Raw genomic sequence first — 19398 nt, 5'->3', positions numbered from 1 at the left:
ACTCATAGCCATGTCCTATCAAGAAGCCTACGGCAATTATCACGCAGTCAACCTCGATTCCCAGACCTCGCGTGCGACCCCGGTCGAACTGGTGCTGCTGCTGACCGACGGCCTGCTCGACGAACTGGCGCGCGTGCGCGGCCACATCGTCGGCAAGCGCTACGAGCAGAAGGCCATCGCCATCGACAAATGCTGCGAAATCATCAATGGCCTGTCGAGCTCGCTCGACTTCGAAGGCGGCGGCGAGACCGTCGTCAACCTGGCCAACCTGTATGACTTCTGCTCGGCGCGCCTGCAAGGCGCCGGCATCAACATGGACCCGTCGATGGTCGACGAAGTGGTCGGCGTATTGACCACGATCCGCCAGGGCTGGCAAGGCGTGCAGGAACGCAATGCCTAGGCTCGCCCCGATCGGCGCGCTGGCCACCGCTTTCACCGAGGCCGGCGCCGCGCGCGACTGGGAGCGCCTGGGCGCGCTTGCCCGTGCACTGGCGCCGCAGCTGGCGACGCTGGGCGAAGGCGGCGCCTGGAGCCGCGCCGAACTGGCCGCACTGGCGCAGCTGCGCGCAGCCCACGACGGCGCCGCCGACGCCTGCGCCGAAGCGCTCGACGCGCTCGGCGCGCGTCTTGCCGACATGCGTAACAACAAGGATGGCTGGATTGCCTACGCGCTCTCCAGCGACACCGAACTGGCCAACCACGAAGAATGAACCTGACCTCGACCAACATGAACCAGCCGGCGCTCGCCGCCAACGGCGCCGCGCCGGCGGCAAACGACGGCGCCGGCCCGGATGCGGCGGGCGCCGCGCCGGCGCCGGGCGCCGTGCAGCTTGCCCCGGCCCAGCCGGCACTGGCGTTTGCGCAGTGGCTGGGCCTGGAACAGCTGGCCCCCGTGCATGCCGAGGCGCCGCCCGCGACGGCGCAGGCCGCGCCGGCCGCGACCGACGCTTCGGCGGACGAGCAGCAGCAGCAGCAGCAGAACGCGGATGCGCCCCTGCTGGGCGCAATGACGATGTCGATGCCGCTGATGCCGGCCGCGCAAGCGGCGCTGGCGCTCGTCGCCGCGCTGCCGGGTGTACCGGCCGCCAGGCAATCGGCGCCGGCCCCCACGCAATCGGCGCCGGCGGCCGCTACCGCCCTCTCGCTGCCCGCGGAGAGCGCCGCCCCGGGCCGCGCAGGCCGCGCCGAACTGGCCGCCGCGGCGCCCGTCCCGGCTGCGGTCCTGCCGAGCGTGGAAACGCCCCTCCAGGCAGCGCCGGCACCGGCCGCCGTTACGGCGAAAGCGGCCGGCGCCGCGCCTGCACTGCCGGCCGAAACGCCGCCGTCCAGCGCCGCGCCGGCCGACCAGCCTGCGCCGGCCACCGAACGCGGCGCCGCCCATACCGCCGGCATCGCCGCGCCGGCAACGACAGGCGCGCAGCGCACGATGGACACCGTGGCGCTGTCCGGTCCGCCGACCGCATGGCGCCAGACCCTGCAGGAAGCGCTCGGCGAGCGCCTGCAGCTGCAAGTGGGCAAGAGCGCCGAACAGGCCGTCATCCGCCTCGACCCGCCGATGCTGGGCCGCGTCGAGATCGCGATCCGCCACAGCGCCGGCGCCCTGGAGGTGCATATCTCGGCCACCCATGGCGAAGTGCTGCGCCAGCTGCAGAGCGTCGGCGAAGGCTTGCGCAACGACCTGGTCCAGCGCCAGTTCACTGAAGTGTCGGTCAACATCGCCCAGGCGCCGCGCGGCGCAGGCGGTTCGCCCGCCTTCGCCGGCGGCGACGGCCGCGGGCGCCAGCAGGACGAACGCCAGACCGAACAACACCCGGGCAATGCCCTGGCCGAAGCCCATACCGGCAACGCTCCGTTCGCGCTGGACGGACGCGGCTGATTGTCGTCGCTAATCAACTAAACAAACCATGAACAGCAAGCTCAAGATACTCATCGGCGTCCTCGCCGTCGTGCTCGTCGGTGGCGGTACGGCCGGCGGGGCCATGTGGTGGATGAAGTCGCAGGAAGCGGCGCCCGGCGCGCAATTGGCGGCCAAGGCGGCGCCCAAAAAGGAAAAATCGGACGAGCCATCGAAGTACGTCACGCTCGACAAGGTGATCGTGATGCTCAAGCGCGGCCCGGACGAAACGAAGACCCATTATCTGTCGACCGACCTGGTGCTGGCCACCGACGCCAAGGGCGAGAAGCCGACCAAGGAACACCTGCCGCTGCTGCGCGCGATCGCCGTGCGCGCGCTGTCGTCGTACACGCTGGCGCAAGCCTCGGCGATGACGGTCGAGCAGGTCGCCGCGCAGCTCAACAAGACCTTCGATGCCAATTATGCAAGCGAGGAACGGGAAAAGCCGTTCGGCGAAGTCATGATCGGCAAGCTCATTGTCGAATAAGCCCGGGAACCGCGTGGCCTATTCAGCCGACTACCTCGACGCTTCCTGCGCCAGCGAATACCAGGAAGCCTGCGCCGGCGCGAGCATGAGCCCGCGCGAAGAGCAGCAGCACCTGGTGGCCTACGCGCCGCTGGTCAAGCGCATCGTGCGCCAGTTGAATTCGCAGGTGTCGGGCGCGATGTCGCGCGAGGACATGGAGCAGATCGGCTTGATGGGCCTGCTGGAAGCCCTGCGCCGCTACGGCGCGCCCGATACCGGTTTCGGCAGCTTCGCCTCGCTGCGCATCCGCGGCGCCATCCTCGACGAACTGCGCCGCCAGGACTGGCGCCCGCGGGCCGTGCGCCAGGATGCGCACCGGGTGCGCGACGGCCTGCGCGCCCTCACCCGCACGCTGGGACGCGAGCCGACCCCGCAGGAAGCGGCCGACGCGCTCGGCATCACCCAGGAAGCCTATTACCAGCACCTGCTCGACGACGGCGCCGAAGAGATGATGAGCTTCGACGAAGTGCTGCAGGAAGCGCTTGATCCTGCCAACAGCACGGCCGGCCCGGAAGAAGCCTTCATGGTGCGGCGCAGCCTGGAACAGGCGCTGGGCGCGCTGTCCGAGCGCGAGCAGCGCGTGATCCAGATGATTTACGAGTTCGAGCTCAGCTACAAGGAAATCGCCGCCGTGCTCGACCTGTCCGATGCCCGTGTCTGCCAGCTCAACAAGAGCGCGCTGGCCAAGATGAAAGCGGCCCTCGGGGCGCGCTGACAAGCAAACAAAAGAAAGAAAAGAAACCATGATCCTCATCCAGAAAGGCCTGTCATGCAGCAATTCCTAGGTTTATTCATCGTGCTTGGCTCCGTATTCGGCGGCTTCGCATTGATGGGCGGCACGGTCGTTGCGATCTGGCACCCGATCGAGATCCTGATCATCGTCGGCGCCGCCTTCGGTGCGCTCGTGATCGGCAACGAAAAGCACGTGCTGGCCGAAATGGCGCACCAGCTGAAAAAAATCGCTTCGCGCAAGAAGCACGATTCGGAATTCCAGCGCCAGCTGCTGCTGCTGATGTACGAACTGCTGCAACTGGCGGCCGGCGGCCTGAAGGCGCTCGACGCCCACGTCGAGGCGCCGCGCGAGAGCGCGATCTTCCAGCGCTACCCGCGCATCCTGGACGAGCCGAAACTGCTCGCCTTCATCGTCGACAATTTCCGCTTGATGGCGATGGGCAAGATCAACGCCCATGAACTCGAAGGCGTGCTCGAACAGGAACTCGACGCGATTCACGAAGAACTCACGCAGCCGTCCAAATCCCTGCACAAGATCGCCGAAGGCATGCCCGGCTTCGGCATCCTGGCCGCGGTGCTGGGCATCGTGATGGCCATGTATTCGGTCTCCGAAGGCGCGGACTCGGGCGCGATCGCCGAGAAGGTCGGCGCGGCGATGGTCGGTACCTTCATCGGTATCTTCTTCTGCTACGGCCTGCTCGACCCGCTGTCGAACATGATGAAGCAGCTGGTCAACGGCGAAGCGTCGACCATGGAAACGGTGAAGGTCGTGCTGTGCACCCACGTGGCCGGCAAGCCCGCCCTGCTGGCGATCGACGCCGGCCGCCGCCTCATCCAGCTCAACACGAAGCCGAGCTTCGCGCAGCTCGAACAGTGGATCAATGCGATGGGCGGCGACGACGAATCGCAGAACAAGCGGCGCCGCAACAGCGATCGCATGACGGGGTAAGCGGTGTCCAAGCCTAACGACAAGCACCACGACCAGACCATCGTCAAGCGTGGCGGCGGCAAGCACGACCACGACGAGCACGGCGGCGCCTGGAAAGTCGCGTTCGCCGACTTTTGCCTGGCCCTGCTGTCGCTGTTCCTGGTGCTGTGGCTGATGGCCGCGCGAGAAAAGGAAGCGATCCAGAGCATGACGCGCGACGCCGCCGCCGGCCAGCTCGAAGGTCCCGGCAACCGTCCGGAAATCGCGACCGCGCCGCGCGGCAGCCTGATCGAACGCTTCCCGACGCTGCACGACGGCAGCGGCCCGGCCGAGGATGCGGGTGCGACGAGCGAAGCGCGCGTTTCCTACGATTCGCCCGCGGACTTGAAGCAGCTGTCGAAAAAGCTGGAAAAGATGAGTGAAGACGCGGGCCTGGCGTCGAACCTGCAGTCGGAAGTGACGCCCTACGGCCTGCGCGTGATGCTGCACGATACCGACCGCCAGGGCATGTTCATGCGCGGCAGCGCGCTGCCCACGGGACGCTTCGCGCGCCTGCTGCAGAAGATGGCGCCGCTGTTCGCGCAAATGGAAAACCAGATGCTGATCGTCGGCCACACCGACTCGGTCCAGTACACCTTCGCCGAGAAAACCGGCATGTCGAACTGGTCGCTGTCCTCGAACCGCGCGATGGCGGCGCGCGCCCAGCTGCTTTCCGGCGGCATGCGCGGCGACAGCGTGCTGCAGGTGGTCGGCATGGCCGACCGCGCACCGCTCGACGCCAAACGCACCGATGCCGGCATCAACCGCCGCATCGAACTGATGATCCTGACGCGTGCCCAATCGCGCTCGGTGGCCGCCATGTTCGGCGCCCCCGGCGCCACCGCGCAACTGCTCGACGGCGTGTCGGTCAGCGCGCCAGGCACGGGCAAGGGCGCCGCCGCCGCGGCGTTGCGCGGCCAATTGGCGAACCAACCATGACGATTCAATCGAAAACCCGAGGTAACCGCATGAAAATCACTGGAACCGGCGCGCCCGCCCTGACGCCTGCGATCGGCGGCGCGGCCCCCGCTCCCGCACCTGCGCAAGCCGCGCAGCCGGGCCGGAGCGCCTCGCCGCTGGAATCGGAAGTGCTGCAGCCGGCCGCAAAGGCCCTTGCCGCCCTGCCCGACTTCGACGCCGCGCGCGTGGCCGAGCTGCGCGACGCGCTGGCCAAGGGCGAGTTGCCCTTCGACGCCGGCCGCCTCGCGGGCCTGATCCAGCGCTTCCACGGAGGACGCGGATGAGCCCGCCGGTACCCCGCCTTACGCGCCAGCAGGCGGCCAGCGCCCTGGCCGACGGCGTCGAACAGGACCTGGTTGCCGCGAATGCCATCCACGCCCTGCTCGAACGCCAGTTCCAGGCCGCGCTGCGCCACCAGGGGGATGCGCTCGGTGCGCTGGCCGAAGAACTCGCGCCGGCGCTGGACGCGATGGACGCGCGCCGCAGGCAGCGCGTGGCCCTGGTGCGCGCGCTGCACGGCGCCGACGCCACGATGGCCGGCTTCATCGCCGCCCAGGCCGAACCCGGCCGCGCCAAGCTCGCCGCCGCCTGGAGCGAGCTGGAACGCCTGGTCGTGGCCTGCAAGCTGGCCACCACGCGCAACGGCAACCTGCTGGCCGAACAATTTTCCGTGATGCAGCGCGTGCTGCACGGCGGGGACGGCACCTATGCGCCACGCTGATTTTTCGACGGCTCCGGTCTCGGCGACGCTGCCGACCCCATCGGCCCGCCCGGCCGCAGCGATCGGCGGCGGCAGCGGCTTCGGACGCGCCTTCGCCGAGGTGCAGGGCGAAGTCGCCGACTTCATCCAGAACGGCGGCGGCGCAGCGCTGCCCGACCTGACGCCCGAAGGCGGCCTGTGGCATGCGCGCAGCGCGGCGACAGTGCTGGGCGCGCCGGAAACCGGGGCCAGCTCGACCAATGAAGAGCAGCAGGCTTTCCTGGACAGCATCGCGCCCTGGGCCAGGGAAGCGGCCGACAAGCTGGGCGTCGCCCCCGAACTGGTGCAGGCGCACGCCGCGCTCGAATCGGGCTGGGGCCAGCGCCCGATCCGGACCGGCGATGGCGCCAGCAGCCACAACCTGTTCGGTATCAAGGCCGGCGCCAAATGGGATGGCGCGACCAGCGAAACGGCGACCACCGAATACGTCGGCGGCGCCGCGATCAGGACGAGCGCGAAATTCCGCGCCTATCCGGACGGCGCGGCGGCCTTCCGCGACTATGCCCGGATGCTGCTCGATAACCCGCGTTATAAAGGCGCGCTCGGCGTCGGCAACGATGCGAACGCCTTCGCCCAGGGTCTCGCCAGGGGCGGCTATGCCACCGACCCGGCCTACGCCGCCAAGCTGGCGCGCCTGGCCGGCAAACTGCAGGGAACTAGCGGTTGATGCGGGGCATGTCGGTGGGCTCGACGGTGCCGGGCGCGGTCACGCGCATGCGCAGCGTCTGCCCGCTGGCGCTGTTGCGTACCCGGATCGTTGCACCTTTCGCACCAGGGTCGAGCGCTTCGCCGGCCGTGCTGACCTCGATTCCCTCGACGCGGGCGATCATCACGACCGCGTCCCCGCGCTTGACCAGCACCGGCGCCGTTAGCGAACTGCTACGGAGAACGTCGCCGGCACGCAACGAACGGCGACTCGTTTGGCCTACGGCATCACTTGGTGCGACAACTGGGTCTGCAATGCTGGTAATGTCACGTTGCCCTACGGTAATATGAGCGTCGGTAATCAATTCGTTGGCAGCCACCGGCGCGGCGGTCAGCACCACCGCCGCCGAGATGCGCGCGCGCACGATGTATTCGAGGCGGCTCGCGCCGGCGCCGGGGCAGCGCACCGCGAAGCGCATCCGGCTCGCCTGCCGGGTGTCGAGCGCGCCGACTTCGACCGGCCCGGAACAGCGTGGCGCCACGCGCGGCGGCACCACGGTCAGCTCGAAGCGGGCATCGTTCAATCCGGAAGCGGCGGCCTGGCTCTCCAGCTGGGCGCGGGCGGCTTCCTCGACCTGGGCCAGGACGGACGGCGTGGCGAAGGCCGGCAAGGCGGCCAGCAAGACGGGCAGAACAAGAAGACGAGCGGTGCGAAGCATCATTGCAGGAACCCAGGCATCAAAGATGTACCCATTCTAACGAAACGTACTGCAGTTCACGACGGAGGATCGAACATGACGATTAATTTTAAGGACGCACTCGGCGTTCACGCGGATGCGCTGCACGTGCGCGCCGAGCGGACGAAAGTGCTGGCCGCGAACATCGCCAACGAAAGCACGCCCGGCTACACGGCGCGCGACGTCGACTTCGGCGCCATGCTGCAGGAACGTGCGGCGCTCGACAGCGCCGGCCCAGGCAACGGCGACCTGGCCATGCTCGATGCCGAAACCCTGTACCGCGTGCCCTTCCACCCCAGCGCCGACGGCAACACCGTCGAAATCGGCGTCGAGCAGGCCGCGTTCTCGCAGAACGCCTCCGACTTCCAGACCAGCCTCACCTTCATCAACATGAAGCTGCGCGGCCTGGCCAAAGCCATCCAGGGTCAATAAGCATGAGTTTCAAGGATATTTCGACGATCGCCGGTTCGGCGATGACGGCGCAGTCGGTGCGCCTGAACACCATCGCTTCGAACCTGGCCAACGCCGATACCGCCGCTTCCTCGGAAGCCGACGCCTACCGCGCGAGGAAGCCCGTGTTCGCCGCCGTCATGGAAAACGATGCGGGCGGCCGCGTGCAGGTGCTCGACGTGGTCCAAAGCGCCGACCCGGTGCGCAAGGTATACGAGCCGGGCAACCCGCTGGCCGACGCCGAAGGCATGGTCGTCTACTCGAACGTCAACTCGGTCGCCGAAATGGCCGACATGATGTCCGCCTCGCGCGCTTTCGAGACCAATGTCGAAGTGCTGGGCCGGATCAAATCGATGCAGCAGTCGCTGCTGAAACTGGGCGAAGGCTAAACCATGCTGACCAATAATTCCCTCGCCGCGTCGAACAGCGCCGCCGCCACCGGCACGGTCGCGGCCAGCGCCGACGTCAGCGCCACCAAGGACATGTTCACCAAGCTGCTGGTGGCCCAGATCCGCAACCAGGATCCGCTGGCGCCGTCGGACCCGAGCCAGTTCGTCAACCAGTTGTCGCAGCTGTCGCAGACCGAAGCGCTGCAAAGCCTGTCCAAGACCACCAGCGCCAGCGCCAGCGTGCTGCAAAGCCTGCAAGTGCTGGCGATGGGCGGCCAGGTCGGCTCGCAGGTGACGGTCGCGACCGGCCGCGTGCAGCTGGACGGCGCCCCGCTCACCGGCAGCGTCACGCTGCCCGCGGCCGGCAGCGCCAGCCTGGTGCTCACCGGCGCGGACGGCCAGGCGCACAGCATCGCCCTGCCCTTCCATAGGGCCGGCGCGCAGGCCTTCACGCTCGACCCGGCCGCACTGGGACTGGCGCCGGGCAGCTATGCGATCTCGGCCAAGGGCGCCGACGGCGCGGCCATGGCGGTCGAAGTCGCCGGCACGGTGCGCAGCGTGCGCCTGTCGGGCAGCGGCGCCGTCGTCTTGCAGGTGGCGGGCGTCGGCGACGTCGACCCGTCCGCCATCACCGGTTTCAACGGCAAGGCCGCGTCGGTCGCCGCCAACTAACTATTCAAGGATGACACCATGAGCTTCAACATCGCCCTCTCCGGTATCCAGGCCATCAACGAGCAACTGGAAGCCGTGTCGAACAACATCGCCAACTCGAGCACCTACGGCTTCAAGAGCAGCCGCGCCAATTTCTCCGCCATGTACGCGGGTGAGCAGGCGAACGGCGTCGCGGTCGGCTCGCTGACCCAGAACATCGGCACCAACGGTTCGGTCGAATCGACCGGCCGCTCGCTCGACGCCGCCATCGAGGGCCGCGGCTTCTTCATCAGCCGCGATGCGCAGGGCACGCTGTCGTACAGCCGCGTCGGCATCTTCGCCGCCGATAACGCCGGCAACCTGGTCGACGCGGCCGGACGCAAGGTGCAGGGCTATGGCCCGACCCTCAACGGTACGCTCGGCACCATGGGCGACATCAAGATCCCGACCGGCCAGATCGCGGCCAAGGCCTCGACCGCCGTGAACTTCGTCGGCAACCTGTCGTCCGACTGGAAGCCGCCCGCCAACGGCACCTTCGACGCCAACGACCCATCCAGCTACAACATGGTCAAGCAATCGGTCCTGTACGATTCGCAGGGCAACCAGCACACCGTGTCGCAGTACTTCGTCAAGACCGGCAGCAACGCCGTCACGGTGCACTACGGCTTCGACAACAAGGCGCCGGCCGCGGGCGCATCGAAGGCATTGAGCTTCGACAGCTCCGGCCAGCTGGCCGCCGGTTCCGCCAACAGCGGTACGCTGACGCTCGATCCGGCCAACGGCGCGGCCAATATCGTGTTCTCGATCGACTACACCGGCACCACCCAGTTCGCCGGCGAAGCGACCAGCACCACCAACCGCACCGACGGCTATGCCTCGGGCACCTATGTCGGCGTCGAGCTGGCGGCGGACGGTTCGGTCGTGGCGCGCTACAGCAACGAGCAAAAGCAGACCGTCGGCACCATCGCCCTGGCCACCTTCGGCAACGAAGGCGCGCTGACCGCGATCAGCGACACCAGCTGGCAGGCCAACGCCGCCTCGGGCCTGGCCCTGCTGGGCACCCCGGGCGCAGGCCTGGCCGGCAAGCTCAATACCGGTTCGCTCGAAGGCTCGAACGTCGACATCACTTCGGAACTCGTCGGCCTGATGACCTCGCAGCGCAACTACCAGGCCAACTCGAAGGTCATCACGACCGAGAACCAGATGATGCAAACCCTGATGCAAGCGCTGAACTAAGGATCGACGGGCCATGGATAAACTGATCTTCACCGCAGTCTCCGGCGCCGAGCACACGCTGCGCGCCCAGCAGGTCCACGCGAACAACCTGGCGAACATGGACACGCCGGGCTTTCGCGCCAACCTGGAACTGGTGACGACCCAGTCGCTCGGCGCGCAAGGCAACTACGGCTACGACGACGTGCACATGGCCAGGACGCAGGCCGACGCCATTTCGACCAAGCCGGGCACCGTGCGCGAGACCGGCCGTCCGCTCGACGTGGCGATCAACGGCAATGGCTATTTCGCCGTCGAGTTCAACGGCGCCGAAGCCTATACCCGCGCCGGCGCGATCGACCTGGATGCCGCCGGCGCCCTGTCGGTGGCCGGCCGCCCGCTGCTGGGCGAAGGCGGGCCGATCGTGCTGCCGCCGCATTCGGCGGTGGAAATCGGCACCGACGGCACGATTTCCGTCATGGCCGAAGGCGCGACGACGATGCAGGTGATCGACAAGCTGCGCCTGGTGAACGCCGAAGGCCCCGAGCTGACCAAGAACGAAGCCGGCCTGATCGTGGCGCGCAACGGCAACCAGCTGGAAGCGGACGCCAACATCACCGTGCGCGGCCGCGCGCTGGAAGGCAGCAACGTGTCGGCCGTCGAAGAGATGGTCGCGACCATGGCCCTGAACCGCAGTTTCGAGCTGCAGATGAAGCTGTTCCAGGCCGGCGACAAGATGAACGAGGCGGGCAACCGCCTGCTCGGCGCTTGACTGCGCTGATCGACAACCCAAGGAGAATGTCATGAATCCAGCAATGTGGATCAGCAAGACCGGTGTCCAGGCCCAAGACGCCAAGCTGCAAGCCATCGCCAACAACCTGGCCAACGTGAATACCGTCGGCTTCAAGCGCGACCGTGTCGTCTTCGAAGACCTGCACTACCAGGTCGACGCCCAGCCGGGCGCGCAAAGCGCCGACAACACCGTTTCCAATGGCGTCCAGCTCGGTAACGGCACGCGCCTGGTCGGCACCCAGAAGGTGTTTACCAACGGTTCGCTGCAAACGACCAGCCAGCAGCTCGACGTGGCCATTTCCGGCAACGGCTTCCTGCAGGTGCGCCGCCCGAACGGCGAGGCCGCCTTCACCCGCGCCGGCCAGCTGCAGATCGACGCCAACGGCACCCTGGTCAATGCCCAGGGCCTGGCACTGGTGCCCCAGATCACCGTGCCGAACAATGCCACCGCGATCACCATCGCCGAAAACGGCACCGTCTCGGCCAGCGTGCCCGGCCAGGCGACGCCGACCGAAATCGGCGCGCTGACCCTCACCGGCTTCGTCAATCCCGCCGGCCTGCTGGCGCTGGGCGAGAACCTGTTCTCGGAAACGGCCGCCAGCGGCGCGCCGCTGGAGGGCCGTCCGGGCGACGGCGCACTGGGCAAGCTCAAGCAAGGCACGCTGGAAGGCTCGAACGTGCAAGTGGTCGAGGAAATGGTCGACATGATCGCCGCCCAGCGCACCTACGAGATGAACACCAAGGTGTTGTCGGCCGCCGACAACATGCTGCAATACCTCGCGCAGGCAGCCCGATAATGATGCGCTCCCGCCTTGCCGCGACGGTAGCGGGCGCCGCCTCGGCGCTGCTGCTGGCTGGCTGCGCCGCGCGTGCGCCGATCGCGGCGCTGCCCGAGGAAGATGCCGTGCCGCTCACCCGCAACGTGCAGCGCGGCGTCTCCGGCGGCGTGTTCAGCAGCGATGCGCTCTCGCTCACCTCGGATGCCCGCGCCTACCGCGTGGGCGACGTGGTCACCGTGATCCTGCAGGAGACCACGCAGGCGAGCAAGCGTGCCGGCACCAGTTTCAACAAAGGCGCGTCGGTGGGCGTGACCCCGCTGGGCATATTGGGTAAAACCTTCGGCAAGACCGGCGTCGACATCTCGGCCGACCGCAGCTTCTCGGGCGACTCGACCAGCACCCAGCAGAATGCCCTGTCCGGCGCCCTGACCGTGATCGTGCAGGAAGTGCTGCCGAACGGCCTGCTGCGGGTGGCGGGCGAGAAGAACATGACGCTGAACCAGGGCGAAGAATTCGTGCGCCTGAAGGGCTATGTGCGCGCGGCCGACGTGGACGCCGACAACCAGGTGTCGTCGCTGCGCGTGGCCAATGCCCGCATCGCCTATTCGGCCAAGGGCGTGCTGGCCGATGCGAATTCGGCCGGCTGGCTGACGCGCTTTTTCACCGGCCCGCTGATGCCGTTCTAATCAAGGTAAAAACATGATTCAATTTCGTGGCACTACCCTCCTCCCCCGTATCATGTTCGCCGCCGTCCTCGGCCTGAGCGCGGTCGTGCCCGCGCAGGCCGCGCAGGCGCTGCGCAACCTGGTCAGCATCGAGGGCGTCCGCGAAAATCCCCTGGTCGGCTACGGCCTGGTGGTGGGCCTGAACGGCTCGGGCGACTCGACCCAGGTGAAATTCGCCAGCCAGTCGGTCCTGAACATGCTCAAGCAATTCGGCGTCAAGCTGCCCGAGGGCCAGGACGCCAAGAACAAGAACGTCGCCGCCGTGATGATCTCGGCCGTCTTCCCGCCCGGCTACCGCCGCGGCCAGGCGATCGACGTCACCGTCTCCTCGCTGGGCGACGCCAAGAGCCTGCGCGGCGGCACCCTGCTCATGACCCAGATGCGCGCGGCCGACAACGAAGTCTACGCACTGGCCCAGGGTAACCTGGTGGTCGGCGGCCTGTCGGCGTCGGGCAAGAGCGGCTCTTCGGTGACGGTGAATACCCCGACCACCGGCCGCATCCCGAACGGGGCCATGATCGAGCGCGAGATCGCCACCGATTTCTCGACCCGCCCGCAAGTGCTGCTGCGCCTGCGCCATCCGCATTTCGAAACCGCCACCAATGTCGTGGAAGCGATCAACCGCCGCTTCGGCCAGGTCGCCACCACCGCCGACGGCACCAGCGTCGAAGTCGTCGCCCCGAGCAACCCGACCGAGCGCGTGGCGTTTGTGGCCAAGCTGTCGAACCTGTCGGTCGAATCGGGTACCGAAGTGCCGAAGGTGGTCTTCAATTCGCGTACCGGCACCGTGGTGATCGCCGACGGCCTGCGCGTCAAATCGGCCGCCGTCACCCACGGCGCGCTGAAGGTCGTCATCTCCGAAAGCGCGCGCGTCAGCCAGCCCGGTCCGTTCTCGCGCGGCCAGACCGCCGTCACGCCGCAATCGCAGGTGTCGGTCGACCAGGGTTCGGGCCAGATGTTCAAGTGGCCGGCCGGCGCCAGGCTGCAAACGATCATCGACGTGGTCAACAGCCTGGGCGCTTCGCCCGACGACATCATGGCGATCCTGCAGGCGCTTGACCAGGCCGGCGCCATCGAAGGCGAACTGGTGGTGATCTGATGGACCGCACCCCGCCCCTGCATCCCTTCCTGGCCCGGCCGGGCGCCCTCAAGCCGGACGCGGTGACGCCGGCCGCGGCGGACGCCGCCCACGTGGCGAACGCCACCAAGGCCGCGGTCGAGTTCGAAAGCTTCTTCATTGCGCAGATGCTCAAGGACATGCGCGCGACCACCCGAGAAATGGCCGACGAGGACAGCGTCTTCAAGGACCGCGTCAACCAGGACATGCAGGACATGGCCGACGGCATCCTCGCCAAGCAGATGGCCGGCCAGCGCGCCTTCGGCGTGGCCGATGCGATCCTGCGCCAGCTACTGCCTGAGAAAATTACTCCGGGAAATACTTAATCATTTCACTTCACCGGTCGCCTTGTTACGGTAGGCCCCCTGTTTCTCGAGAAAGACCTCCATGACCATCATGTCCAACGCGCTGTCGGGCGCGCTCGCTTCGCAGCTGGCGCTGTCGGCAACCAGCCAGAACATCGCCAACCTGCAGACCAAAGGCTATACCCGCCAGGCGGCGCTGCTGTCGGCCGTGGGCGCCGACGCCAGCGGCAAGTCGGTTGGCAACGGCGTGCAGGTCACTTCGCTGCTGCGTTTTTCGGACGGCTACAAGAGCCAGCAGATGTGGCGCGCTGCGGCCGAGGCGGGCCAGTATTCGCAGACCCAGCCTTATCTCACCCAGCTCGAGCGCGTGATGGGCGACGAGACGGCCAGCCTGTCGGTCGCGGTCGACGGCTTCTTCGCCGCGCTCAACGCGGTGGCCGGCGACAGCGTCACCTCGACCCCGCTGCGCCAGCAAGTCCTGACCGCTGCCGGCTTGCTGGCCCAGCGCTTCAACAGCCTGAACAACGTCTACAACGCCCAGCGCCAGTCGCTCACCCAGCAACGCGGCGCGATCGTCGCCTCGGCCAATGCCAACATCGACAGGATCGCCGCCCTGAATGCACGTATCACCCAGGCCAATGCCGTCGGCTCTCCGGTGTCGAGCCTGATCGACGCACGCGACCTCGCCATTGACGAGCTGGCCGGCCAGATGGCGCTGGAAGTGTCGGAACAGCCCGGCGGCGTGCGCGACATTTCCCTCAAAACAGGCCAGGCGCTGGTGATCGGCAACGTCGCCGGCACCCTCAAGGCCGAAGGCGCCGGCGGCGGGCAGGTATTCTCGCTCGAGTTTGCATCGACCAGGTTCGTCCTGGATGCCGAAAAGCTCGGCGGCCAGCTCGGCGGCCTGTCCGTCTACGAGCGTGGCACGCTGACGTCGATGCAGGATGACGTGGCCGCCATGGCCAGCATGCTGGAAGTGCAAGTCAATGCGCAGCTGAAGCAGGGCTATGTCATGAACAGCACCTCGGCCGTGCCTGACGGCAAGGCGCTGTTTATTTTCACGGCGGGCGCGAACAACATGTTGACGGTCGCCGATGGCCTCGTGCCGGCCGACCTGGCGTTTTCCAGCGACGGCTCGGACGGCGATACGGGCAACTTGCAGAAACTGCTAGAAATCGACGGCAAGACGGTCACCTTCAAGGACAAGAGCAGCGCGACGCTGCGCGATGCCGACAGCCAGCTCGTCGGCAAGCTCGGCGTGCTCAGCCTGCAGAACCAGGACGCGCTCGCCACCGCCCGCACCATGCGTACCCATGCCGAAGAAGACTGGCAGGCCACGAGCGGCGTCAACCAGGACGAGGAAGCCATCAACCTCGTCGAATACCAGAACATGTACCAGGCCAACATGAAAGTCATGTCGGTCGCCAATTCCCTCTTCGACGCCACGCTGGCGATGATGGGTTAAGGAACAATCATGCGTATCGCCACCGCCCAGTACCAGTCGAACATGAACAAGTCGCTCCAGCTGAACCAGGAGCGCATGAGCAACCTGACCCAGCAGATGGCTACCGGCAAGCGCATCCTGCTGCCCTCGGACGACCCGATCGACAGCGTGCGCCTGTCGCGCCTGCGGCGCGAGGAATCCGCGATCGACCAGTACCGCGAGAATATCGGCGCGATCAAGATCCGCCTGTCGAAGAACGAGAGCTACCTGAGCGGCATGGTCAACGACGTCACCGCCGGCCGCGACCAGATCGTCTGGGCCCTCGACGGTGGCAACACGCCGGCCGACCTGAAAGCGATGATCCAGCCGCTCGAAGCCATGCGCGAGAGCCTGCTGTTCAGCGCCAACACGGTCGACCAGGAAAAGCGCTACGTCTTCGCCGGCACCGAGACCGGGACCGCCCCGATGGCCTATGACGCCGGCGCCCCGGTCGGCGCCCGCTACAGCTACGCCGGCAATCTCAACGAACAGCGCGTCGTGGTCGGCAATGGCCTGACCCAGGTCGCCAATGAAAACATCGCGGGCATGGAGCGGCTGCTCAATGCCCTCGACAAGACCATCGCGAGGCTGGAAGCTGCCGACCTGAACCCGAATGATGCCGGCACGCGCACGGTGCTCGAAGAGAACCTCGACGCCTTCGACGCGGCGCTCGAGCTGGTCTCGGGCAGGATCGCCGCCATCGGCGGCAAGCAGAACATCCTCGACACGCTCGACGTCAACCACGCCAACGTCAGCCTGTCGAACCAGATGGCCATCACCGATATCGGCCAGCTCGACATGGGCGTCGCCGCGACCGAACTGAACGGCTACTCGACGGCCCTGCAAGCGACCTACAAGGCATACGGCCGGATCGGTACGCTGTCCCTGTTCTCCGCCCTGTAATCGATGGCCACCACGCTCCGCCCGACTGCCAATACGCTTCCGATCCCGACCGGCGCCGCCAGGGGCGCGCCGGCGCTGGCGCGCGCCCAGCCGGCGCAAGAGCTCGACGCGACCGGCGTGCGCCAGTCCGTGCGCCCGACACCGCACACGGCGCTGCGCCGCAGCCAGGGCAACTGGGACACGCGCCTGCAGGGCGACGTCGCCAGCGCCCAGCAGGCGCGCGAATATCTCGACCGCGTCGCGGCCCAGCTCGAATCGGTGAAATCGGCCCTCTCCGCGAAAATCGCCGGCATGAAGAGCGGCGCGCGCGATCTCGAGGCCCGCGCACGCCAGCTCGGCGCCACCATCGCCGCCCGCAGCGCCCAGGCCGGCGGCTCGGTCGACGACCTGCTGCTGTTCTCCGACGGCGCGCCGGCCCAGCAGCGCTTCCGCATCACCGGCCTCGACGTCGCCATGCTGCAGGCGGCCGCCCCCGTGTCGCTGGCCTTCTCGGTCGGCGGCGCCGGCGGCCCGCAACTGTCGGCCAGTTTCGAGCCCGAGATGACGCCCGAGCAGATCGCCATGCGCCTGGACCGCACGCTGGCCCCGGTCAAGGTGCGCACCGGCCTGGACAACCAGGGCCGCATCGAATTCACGACCGCCGAAGCGAACTGGCCCGCCGTACGCGACGGCATCGCCATCTCCGGCCGCGGCCGCGTGGCGACCGAGGCCGTGGCGCCCGACCTCAAGCTCCAGGATCTCGGCACCGGCAATGCCGACGCCCTGCGCCAGAACCTGCGCGAAGTCGTGCAGGCGCTCGAACGCGTGCGCCGCGCGCAGGATGCGGCCAGCGCCGCCCTGAGCGCCGCGACCCTGCGCGCCGCCCAGCCCGTGCTGAGCGCCGGCGAGCTGGCGCTGACGGCCCAGGATTTCGCCAGCACCGCGGCAAGCCACGATTACGAATCGCTGCTGGCGATGACGTCGGCGCTCGTCGGCGTGAGCCGCGAGCGCGTGCTGGCCTTGCTGGGGCTGCGCTAAAAACTCCGCGCTGCCGGTTCCGCGCAGGTCAGGCGCATGCGCGCGTACCGATGCGTGCGGCGCTGACGATACGCCGCCAGGCACCAATCTCCCCCCATGCTTCATGCTTGCAAATCCTACTAGCTGCAAACAAATAGCGGCGGGTGGGATTTTTTGCCGATAATGGTATAGCCCGGCAGGCCGCACGGCTGATTTTGCACGGTGCCGCCGGCCGTCCGTGCCTTTCCGTAGGGTTGTGACGAGCGCCAGCCCGCCTATCGTCCATGGCCACCATCGACAAGGCGGTCGCGAATAAAAAAACCGCTGCCCGCATTTGCATGCGGCGACAGCGGTTTTTTAGACGGGACGGGATCGACTCCCGCGCGCCGATTAGGCTTCGCGGCTGGCCTTCTTGCGCTCGTGTTCCTTCAGGTAGCGCTTGCGCAGGCGGATCGACTTCGGCGTGATCTCGACCAGTTCGTCGTCCTCGATGAACTCGACCGCGTACTCGAGCGACATCTGGATCGGCGGCACCAGGCGCACGGCTTCGTCGGTACCCGACGAACGCACGTTGGTCAGCTGCTTGCCCTTGATCGGATTGACGACCAGGTCGTTGTCGCGCGAGTGGATGCCGATGATCATGCCTTCGTAGACCGGATCGTTGTGCGACACGAACATGCGGCCGCGGTCTTGCAGTTTCCAGATCGCGTAGGCAACGGCGGCGCCGTCGTCCTGCGAGATCAGCACGCCATTACGGCGACCGGCCATCTCGCCGCGGGTGTTGTCGACGGGCGCGTATTCGTGGAACACGTGGCTCATCAGGCCGGTGCCGCGGGTCAGGGTCATGAATTCGCCCTGGAAGCCGATCAGGCCACGCGCGGGAATCAGGTACTCGAGGCGCACGCGGCCCTTGCCGTCCGATTCCATGTTCTGCAGGTCGCCACGGCGGCGGCCCAGTTCTTCCATCACGCCGCCCTGGTTGACTTCCTCGACGTCGACCGACAGGTTCTCGAACGGCTCCTGGCGCACGCCATCGACCATCTTGAAGACCACGCGTGGACGCGACACTGCCAGCTCGAACCCTTCGCGGCGCATGTTTTCGATCAGGATCGTCAGGTGCAGCTCGCCGCGGCCCGACACTTCGAAGATCGTGTCGTCGTCGGTCGGCGAAACGCGCAGTGCGACGTTGGCCTTCAGCTCGCGGTCCAGGCGGTCGCGCAGCTGGCGGCTGGTGACGAACTTGCCTTCGCGGCCCGCCAGCGGCGAGTTGTTGACCATGAAGTTCATCGTCAGGGTCGGCTCGTCGACGGTCAGCATCGGCAGCGCTTCCGGGGTGTCCGGCGCGCACAGGGTCGAACCGATACCGATTTCGTCGATACCGTTGATCAGGCAGATGTCGCCGGCGACGGCTTCGTCGACCAGCACGCGCTCGAGGCCCTTGAAGTTCAGCACCTGGTTGATGCGGCCCTTGATCGGGGTGCCGTCAGGGCCGTTCATGACGACCACGTCCTGGCCCGTCCTGACGGTACCGCGGTTGACGCGACCGATGCCGATCTTGCCGACGTACGACGAATAGTCGAGCGAGGTGATCTGCATCTGCAGCGGGCCTTCCGGATTGTCGTCACGGACCGGCACGTGCTGCAGGATGGCGTCGAACAGCGGCTTCATGTCGCCGTCGCGCACGTCTTCGGTCAGGCCGGCGTAGCCGTTCAGGCCCGATGCGTAGATGATCGGGAAGTCGAGCTGCTCGTCGTTCGCGCCGAGCTTGTCGAACAGTTCGAAGGTCTGGTTGATGGCCCAGTCGGCGCGCGCGCCCGGACGGTCGACCTTGTTGACGACGACGATCGGCTTCAGGCCCAGGGCCAGCGCCTTGCGGGTCACGAAGCGCGTCTGCGGCATCGGGCCTTCCTGGGCATCGACCAGCAGCAGCACCGAGTCGACCATCGACAGCACGCGCTCGACTTCACCGCCGAAGTCGGCGTGGCCCGGGGTGTCGACGATGTTGATGTGGGTGCCTTCGTACTCGACCGCGCAGTTCTTCGACAGAATCGTGATGCCGCGTTCTTTTTCGAGGTCGTTCGAGTCCATCACGCGGGTGTCCACGGCCTGGTTTTCACGGAAGGTGCCGGACTGACGGAGCAGCTGGTCGACCAGGGTGGTCTTGCCGTGGTCAACGTGGGCGATGATTGCAATATTACGAATTGCGCGTTTGGTATTTGACATGTAATTTCAGCGTGGATGTGCGTGATGTACGGATGTGTACGGTGCTGCCAATTTCGGAAACCGCGTAGTATAGCACGACGATGCGGTCTTTCTTCGAAAAAGGTCCGCCATTTCAACGGCTTGGTAGGCTGGGCGGTTCGTGCCGCGGCTTG

At 67.1% G+C, this 19398-nt stretch carries 24 protein-coding genes; 22 read left to right on the top strand and 2 right to left on the bottom strand.

Annotated elements, in window-relative coordinates; translation table 11 throughout:
• The first annotated feature begins 10 nt into the window (after nucleotides 1-10).
• The 10 genes from fliS to ACFPOU_RS02145 are packed head-to-tail and all read left to right on the top strand — an operon-like array spanning nucleotide 11 to nucleotide 6506.
• Entirely contained in the window at nucleotides 11-400 is a 390-nt protein-coding gene (gene fliS / locus ACFPOU_RS02190; protein ID WP_379716518.1) for a flagellar export chaperone FliS, read from the top strand.
• On the top strand, nucleotides 393-710 hold the full coding sequence (locus ACFPOU_RS02185; RefSeq protein ID WP_379716515.1) for a hypothetical protein: 318 nt from the start codon (nucleotides 393-395) through the stop codon (nucleotides 708-710). Before fliS ends, ACFPOU_RS02185 begins: the two co-directional genes overlap by 8 nt.
• The gene (locus ACFPOU_RS02180) at nucleotides 707-1876 is read left to right on the top strand and encodes a flagellar hook-length control protein FliK (RefSeq protein ID WP_379716512.1); all 1170 of its coding nucleotides are present in this window, start codon (nucleotides 707-709) and stop codon (nucleotides 1874-1876) included. The genes ACFPOU_RS02185 and ACFPOU_RS02180 overlap by 4 nt, the downstream gene beginning before the upstream one ends.
• Nucleotides 1877-1904: 28 nt before the next feature.
• Complete coding sequence (locus ACFPOU_RS02175; protein ID WP_379716509.1) at nucleotides 1905-2381, top strand: flagellar basal body-associated FliL family protein; 477 nt, start codon at nucleotides 1905-1907, stop codon at nucleotides 2379-2381.
• A 13-nt stretch (nucleotides 2382-2394) separates the two neighbouring features.
• The gene (locus ACFPOU_RS02170; RefSeq protein ID WP_379716506.1) at nucleotides 2395-3135 is read left to right on the top strand and encodes a FliA/WhiG family RNA polymerase sigma factor; all 741 of its coding nucleotides are present in this window, start codon (nucleotides 2395-2397) and stop codon (nucleotides 3133-3135) included.
• Nucleotides 3136-3189: 54 nt separating this feature from the next.
• On the top strand, nucleotides 3190-4101 hold the full coding sequence (gene motA, locus ACFPOU_RS02165; protein WP_379716503.1) for a flagellar motor stator protein MotA: 912 nt from the start codon (nucleotides 3190-3192) through the stop codon (nucleotides 4099-4101).
• Between the two features lie 3 nt (nucleotides 4102-4104).
• Complete coding sequence (locus ACFPOU_RS02160) at nucleotides 4105-5058, top strand: flagellar motor protein MotB (protein WP_379716500.1); 954 nt, start codon at nucleotides 4105-4107, stop codon at nucleotides 5056-5058.
• A 29-nt stretch (nucleotides 5059-5087) separates the two neighbouring features.
• The gene (flgM, locus tag ACFPOU_RS02155; protein WP_379716497.1) at nucleotides 5088-5363 is read left to right on the top strand and encodes a flagellar biosynthesis anti-sigma factor FlgM; all 276 of its coding nucleotides are present in this window, start codon (nucleotides 5088-5090) and stop codon (nucleotides 5361-5363) included.
• Nucleotides 5360-5800: a flagellar export chaperone FlgN gene (gene flgN, locus ACFPOU_RS02150; RefSeq protein ID WP_379716494.1), complete on the top strand. Its 441-nt coding sequence runs from the start codon at nucleotides 5360-5362 to the stop codon at nucleotides 5798-5800. The genes flgM and flgN overlap by 4 nt, the downstream gene beginning before the upstream one ends.
• Nucleotides 5787-6506: a glycoside hydrolase family 73 protein gene (locus ACFPOU_RS02145; protein WP_379716490.1), complete on the top strand. Its 720-nt coding sequence runs from the start codon at nucleotides 5787-5789 to the stop codon at nucleotides 6504-6506. Before flgN ends, ACFPOU_RS02145 begins: the two co-directional genes overlap by 14 nt.
• Here the strand turns inward: ACFPOU_RS02145 and flgA are convergent.
• Nucleotides 6496-7206 carry a flagellar basal body P-ring formation chaperone FlgA gene (flgA, locus tag ACFPOU_RS02140; RefSeq protein ID WP_379716487.1) on the bottom strand — a complete coding sequence of 237 codons (711 nt, stop codon included), beginning with the start codon at nucleotides 7204-7206 and terminating at the stop codon, nucleotides 6496-6498. The genes ACFPOU_RS02145 and flgA overlap by 11 nt on opposite strands.
• 72 nt (nucleotides 7207-7278) lie before the next feature.
• Here flgA and flgB point away from each other — a divergent pair, with 72 nt between their 5' ends.
• The 12 genes from flgB (at nucleotide 7279) to ACFPOU_RS02080 (ending at nucleotide 17044) form a co-directional block, all read left to right on the top strand.
• Complete coding sequence (gene flgB / locus ACFPOU_RS02135) at nucleotides 7279-7653, top strand: flagellar basal body rod protein FlgB (RefSeq protein WP_379716484.1); 375 nt, start codon at nucleotides 7279-7281, stop codon at nucleotides 7651-7653.
• A gap of 2 nt (nucleotides 7654-7655) precedes the next feature.
• Nucleotides 7656-8060 carry a flagellar basal body rod protein FlgC gene (gene flgC, locus ACFPOU_RS02130; RefSeq protein WP_379716481.1) on the top strand — a complete coding sequence of 135 codons (405 nt, stop codon included), beginning with the start codon at nucleotides 7656-7658 and terminating at the stop codon, nucleotides 8058-8060.
• 3 nt (nucleotides 8061-8063) lie between these two features.
• The gene (locus ACFPOU_RS02125; protein WP_379716478.1) at nucleotides 8064-8732 is read left to right on the top strand and encodes a flagellar hook capping FlgD N-terminal domain-containing protein; all 669 of its coding nucleotides are present in this window, start codon (nucleotides 8064-8066) and stop codon (nucleotides 8730-8732) included.
• 18 nt (nucleotides 8733-8750) lie between these two features.
• Complete coding sequence (locus tag ACFPOU_RS02120; protein ID WP_379716475.1) at nucleotides 8751-9947, top strand: flagellar hook protein FlgE; 1197 nt, start codon at nucleotides 8751-8753, stop codon at nucleotides 9945-9947.
• 13 nt (nucleotides 9948-9960) lie between these two features.
• Entirely contained in the window at nucleotides 9961-10695 is a 735-nt protein-coding gene (locus tag ACFPOU_RS02115) for a flagellar basal body rod protein FlgF (RefSeq protein WP_379716472.1), read from the top strand.
• A 31-nt stretch (nucleotides 10696-10726) separates the two neighbouring features.
• Nucleotides 10727-11512, top strand: coding sequence for a flagellar basal-body rod protein FlgG (gene flgG, locus ACFPOU_RS02110; protein WP_379716469.1), 786 nt, complete (start codon nucleotides 10727-10729; stop codon nucleotides 11510-11512).
• A gap of 2 nt (nucleotides 11513-11514) precedes the next feature.
• Complete coding sequence (gene flgH / locus ACFPOU_RS02105) at nucleotides 11515-12180, top strand: flagellar basal body L-ring protein FlgH (protein WP_379716624.1); 666 nt, start codon at nucleotides 11515-11517, stop codon at nucleotides 12178-12180.
• Between the two features lie 52 nt (nucleotides 12181-12232).
• Nucleotides 12233-13318, top strand: a complete 1086-nt coding sequence (locus ACFPOU_RS02100; protein WP_379716621.1) for a flagellar basal body P-ring protein FlgI — start codon at nucleotides 12233-12235, stop codon at nucleotides 13316-13318.
• Nucleotides 13318-13662 (top strand): rod-binding protein, encoded by a 345-nt coding sequence (locus ACFPOU_RS02095; protein ID WP_379716466.1) that lies wholly within the window; start codon nucleotides 13318-13320, stop codon nucleotides 13660-13662. Before ACFPOU_RS02100 ends, ACFPOU_RS02095 begins: the two co-directional genes overlap by 1 nt.
• Nucleotides 13663-13723: 61 nt before the next feature.
• Complete coding sequence (gene flgK / locus ACFPOU_RS02090; RefSeq protein WP_379716462.1) at nucleotides 13724-15106, top strand: flagellar hook-associated protein FlgK; 1383 nt, start codon at nucleotides 13724-13726, stop codon at nucleotides 15104-15106.
• A gap of 9 nt (nucleotides 15107-15115) precedes the next feature.
• Nucleotides 15116-16027 (top strand): flagellar hook-associated protein FlgL, encoded by a 912-nt coding sequence (flgL, locus tag ACFPOU_RS02085; protein WP_379716459.1) that lies wholly within the window; start codon nucleotides 15116-15118, stop codon nucleotides 16025-16027.
• Between the two features lie 3 nt (nucleotides 16028-16030).
• Entirely contained in the window at nucleotides 16031-17044 is a 1014-nt protein-coding gene (locus ACFPOU_RS02080) for a hypothetical protein (protein WP_379716456.1), read from the top strand.
• 369 nt (nucleotides 17045-17413) lie between these two features.
• On the opposite strand, the gene typA is transcribed toward ACFPOU_RS02080, so the two are convergent.
• Nucleotides 17414-19246: a translational GTPase TypA gene (gene typA / locus ACFPOU_RS02075; protein ID WP_379716453.1), complete on the bottom strand. Its 1833-nt coding sequence runs from the start codon at nucleotides 19244-19246 to the stop codon at nucleotides 17414-17416.
• Nucleotides 19247-19398: the final 152 nt, after the last annotated feature.

Source organism: Massilia jejuensis, assembly GCF_042656795.1.
Lineage (GTDB): Bacteria > Pseudomonadota > Gammaproteobacteria > Burkholderiales > Burkholderiaceae_D > Telluria > Telluria jejuensis.
Note: the sequence above shows the minus strand (reverse complement) of the source record. Positions and strands in the feature narration are given on the sequence as shown.

Excerpts from the sequence above, each read along its gene's own strand:
- ACFPOU_RS02180 (WP_379716512.1), top strand. The coding sequence starts at position 707 with ATGAACCTGACCTCGACCAACATGAACCAGCCGGCGCTCGCCGCCAAC.
- typA (WP_379716453.1), bottom strand. The coding sequence starts at position 19,246 with ATGTCAAATACCAAACGCGCAATTCGTAATATTGCAATCATCGCCCAC.
- ACFPOU_RS02115 (WP_379716472.1), top strand. The coding sequence starts at position 9,961 with ATGGATAAACTGATCTTCACCGCAGTCTCCGGCGCCGAGCACACGCTG.
- ACFPOU_RS02095 (WP_379716466.1), top strand. The coding sequence starts at position 13,318 with ATGGACCGCACCCCGCCCCTGCATCCCTTCCTGGCCCGGCCGGGCGCC.
- flgN (WP_379716494.1), top strand. The coding sequence starts at position 5,360 with ATGAGCCCGCCGGTACCCCGCCTTACGCGCCAGCAGGCGGCCAGCGCC.
- flgH (WP_379716624.1), top strand. The coding sequence starts at position 11,515 with ATGCGCTCCCGCCTTGCCGCGACGGTAGCGGGCGCCGCCTCGGCGCTG.
- flgL (WP_379716459.1), top strand. The coding sequence starts at position 15,116 with ATGCGTATCGCCACCGCCCAGTACCAGTCGAACATGAACAAGTCGCTC.
- ACFPOU_RS02175 (WP_379716509.1), top strand. The coding sequence starts at position 1,905 with ATGAACAGCAAGCTCAAGATACTCATCGGCGTCCTCGCCGTCGTGCTC.
- ACFPOU_RS02100 (WP_379716621.1), top strand. The coding sequence starts at position 12,233 with ATGTTCGCCGCCGTCCTCGGCCTGAGCGCGGTCGTGCCCGCGCAGGCC.
- flgG (WP_379716469.1), top strand. The coding sequence starts at position 10,727 with ATGAATCCAGCAATGTGGATCAGCAAGACCGGTGTCCAGGCCCAAGAC.
- flgM (WP_379716497.1), top strand. The coding sequence starts at position 5,088 with ATGAAAATCACTGGAACCGGCGCGCCCGCCCTGACGCCTGCGATCGGC.
- ACFPOU_RS02120 (WP_379716475.1), top strand. The coding sequence starts at position 8,751 with ATGAGCTTCAACATCGCCCTCTCCGGTATCCAGGCCATCAACGAGCAA.
- ACFPOU_RS02080 (WP_379716456.1), top strand. The coding sequence starts at position 16,031 with ATGGCCACCACGCTCCGCCCGACTGCCAATACGCTTCCGATCCCGACC.
- flgA (WP_379716487.1), bottom strand. The coding sequence starts at position 7,206 with ATGATGCTTCGCACCGCTCGTCTTCTTGTTCTGCCCGTCTTGCTGGCC.
- ACFPOU_RS02145 (WP_379716490.1), top strand. The coding sequence starts at position 5,787 with ATGCGCCACGCTGATTTTTCGACGGCTCCGGTCTCGGCGACGCTGCCG.
- ACFPOU_RS02125 (WP_379716478.1), top strand. The coding sequence starts at position 8,064 with ATGCTGACCAATAATTCCCTCGCCGCGTCGAACAGCGCCGCCGCCACC.
- flgK (WP_379716462.1), top strand. The coding sequence starts at position 13,724 with ATGACCATCATGTCCAACGCGCTGTCGGGCGCGCTCGCTTCGCAGCTG.
- flgB (WP_379716484.1), top strand. The coding sequence starts at position 7,279 with ATGACGATTAATTTTAAGGACGCACTCGGCGTTCACGCGGATGCGCTG.
- fliS (WP_379716518.1), top strand. The coding sequence starts at position 11 with ATGTCCTATCAAGAAGCCTACGGCAATTATCACGCAGTCAACCTCGAT.
- motA (WP_379716503.1), top strand. The coding sequence starts at position 3,190 with ATGCAGCAATTCCTAGGTTTATTCATCGTGCTTGGCTCCGTATTCGGC.
- ACFPOU_RS02185 (WP_379716515.1), top strand. The coding sequence starts at position 393 with ATGCCTAGGCTCGCCCCGATCGGCGCGCTGGCCACCGCTTTCACCGAG.
- flgC (WP_379716481.1), top strand. The coding sequence starts at position 7,656 with ATGAGTTTCAAGGATATTTCGACGATCGCCGGTTCGGCGATGACGGCG.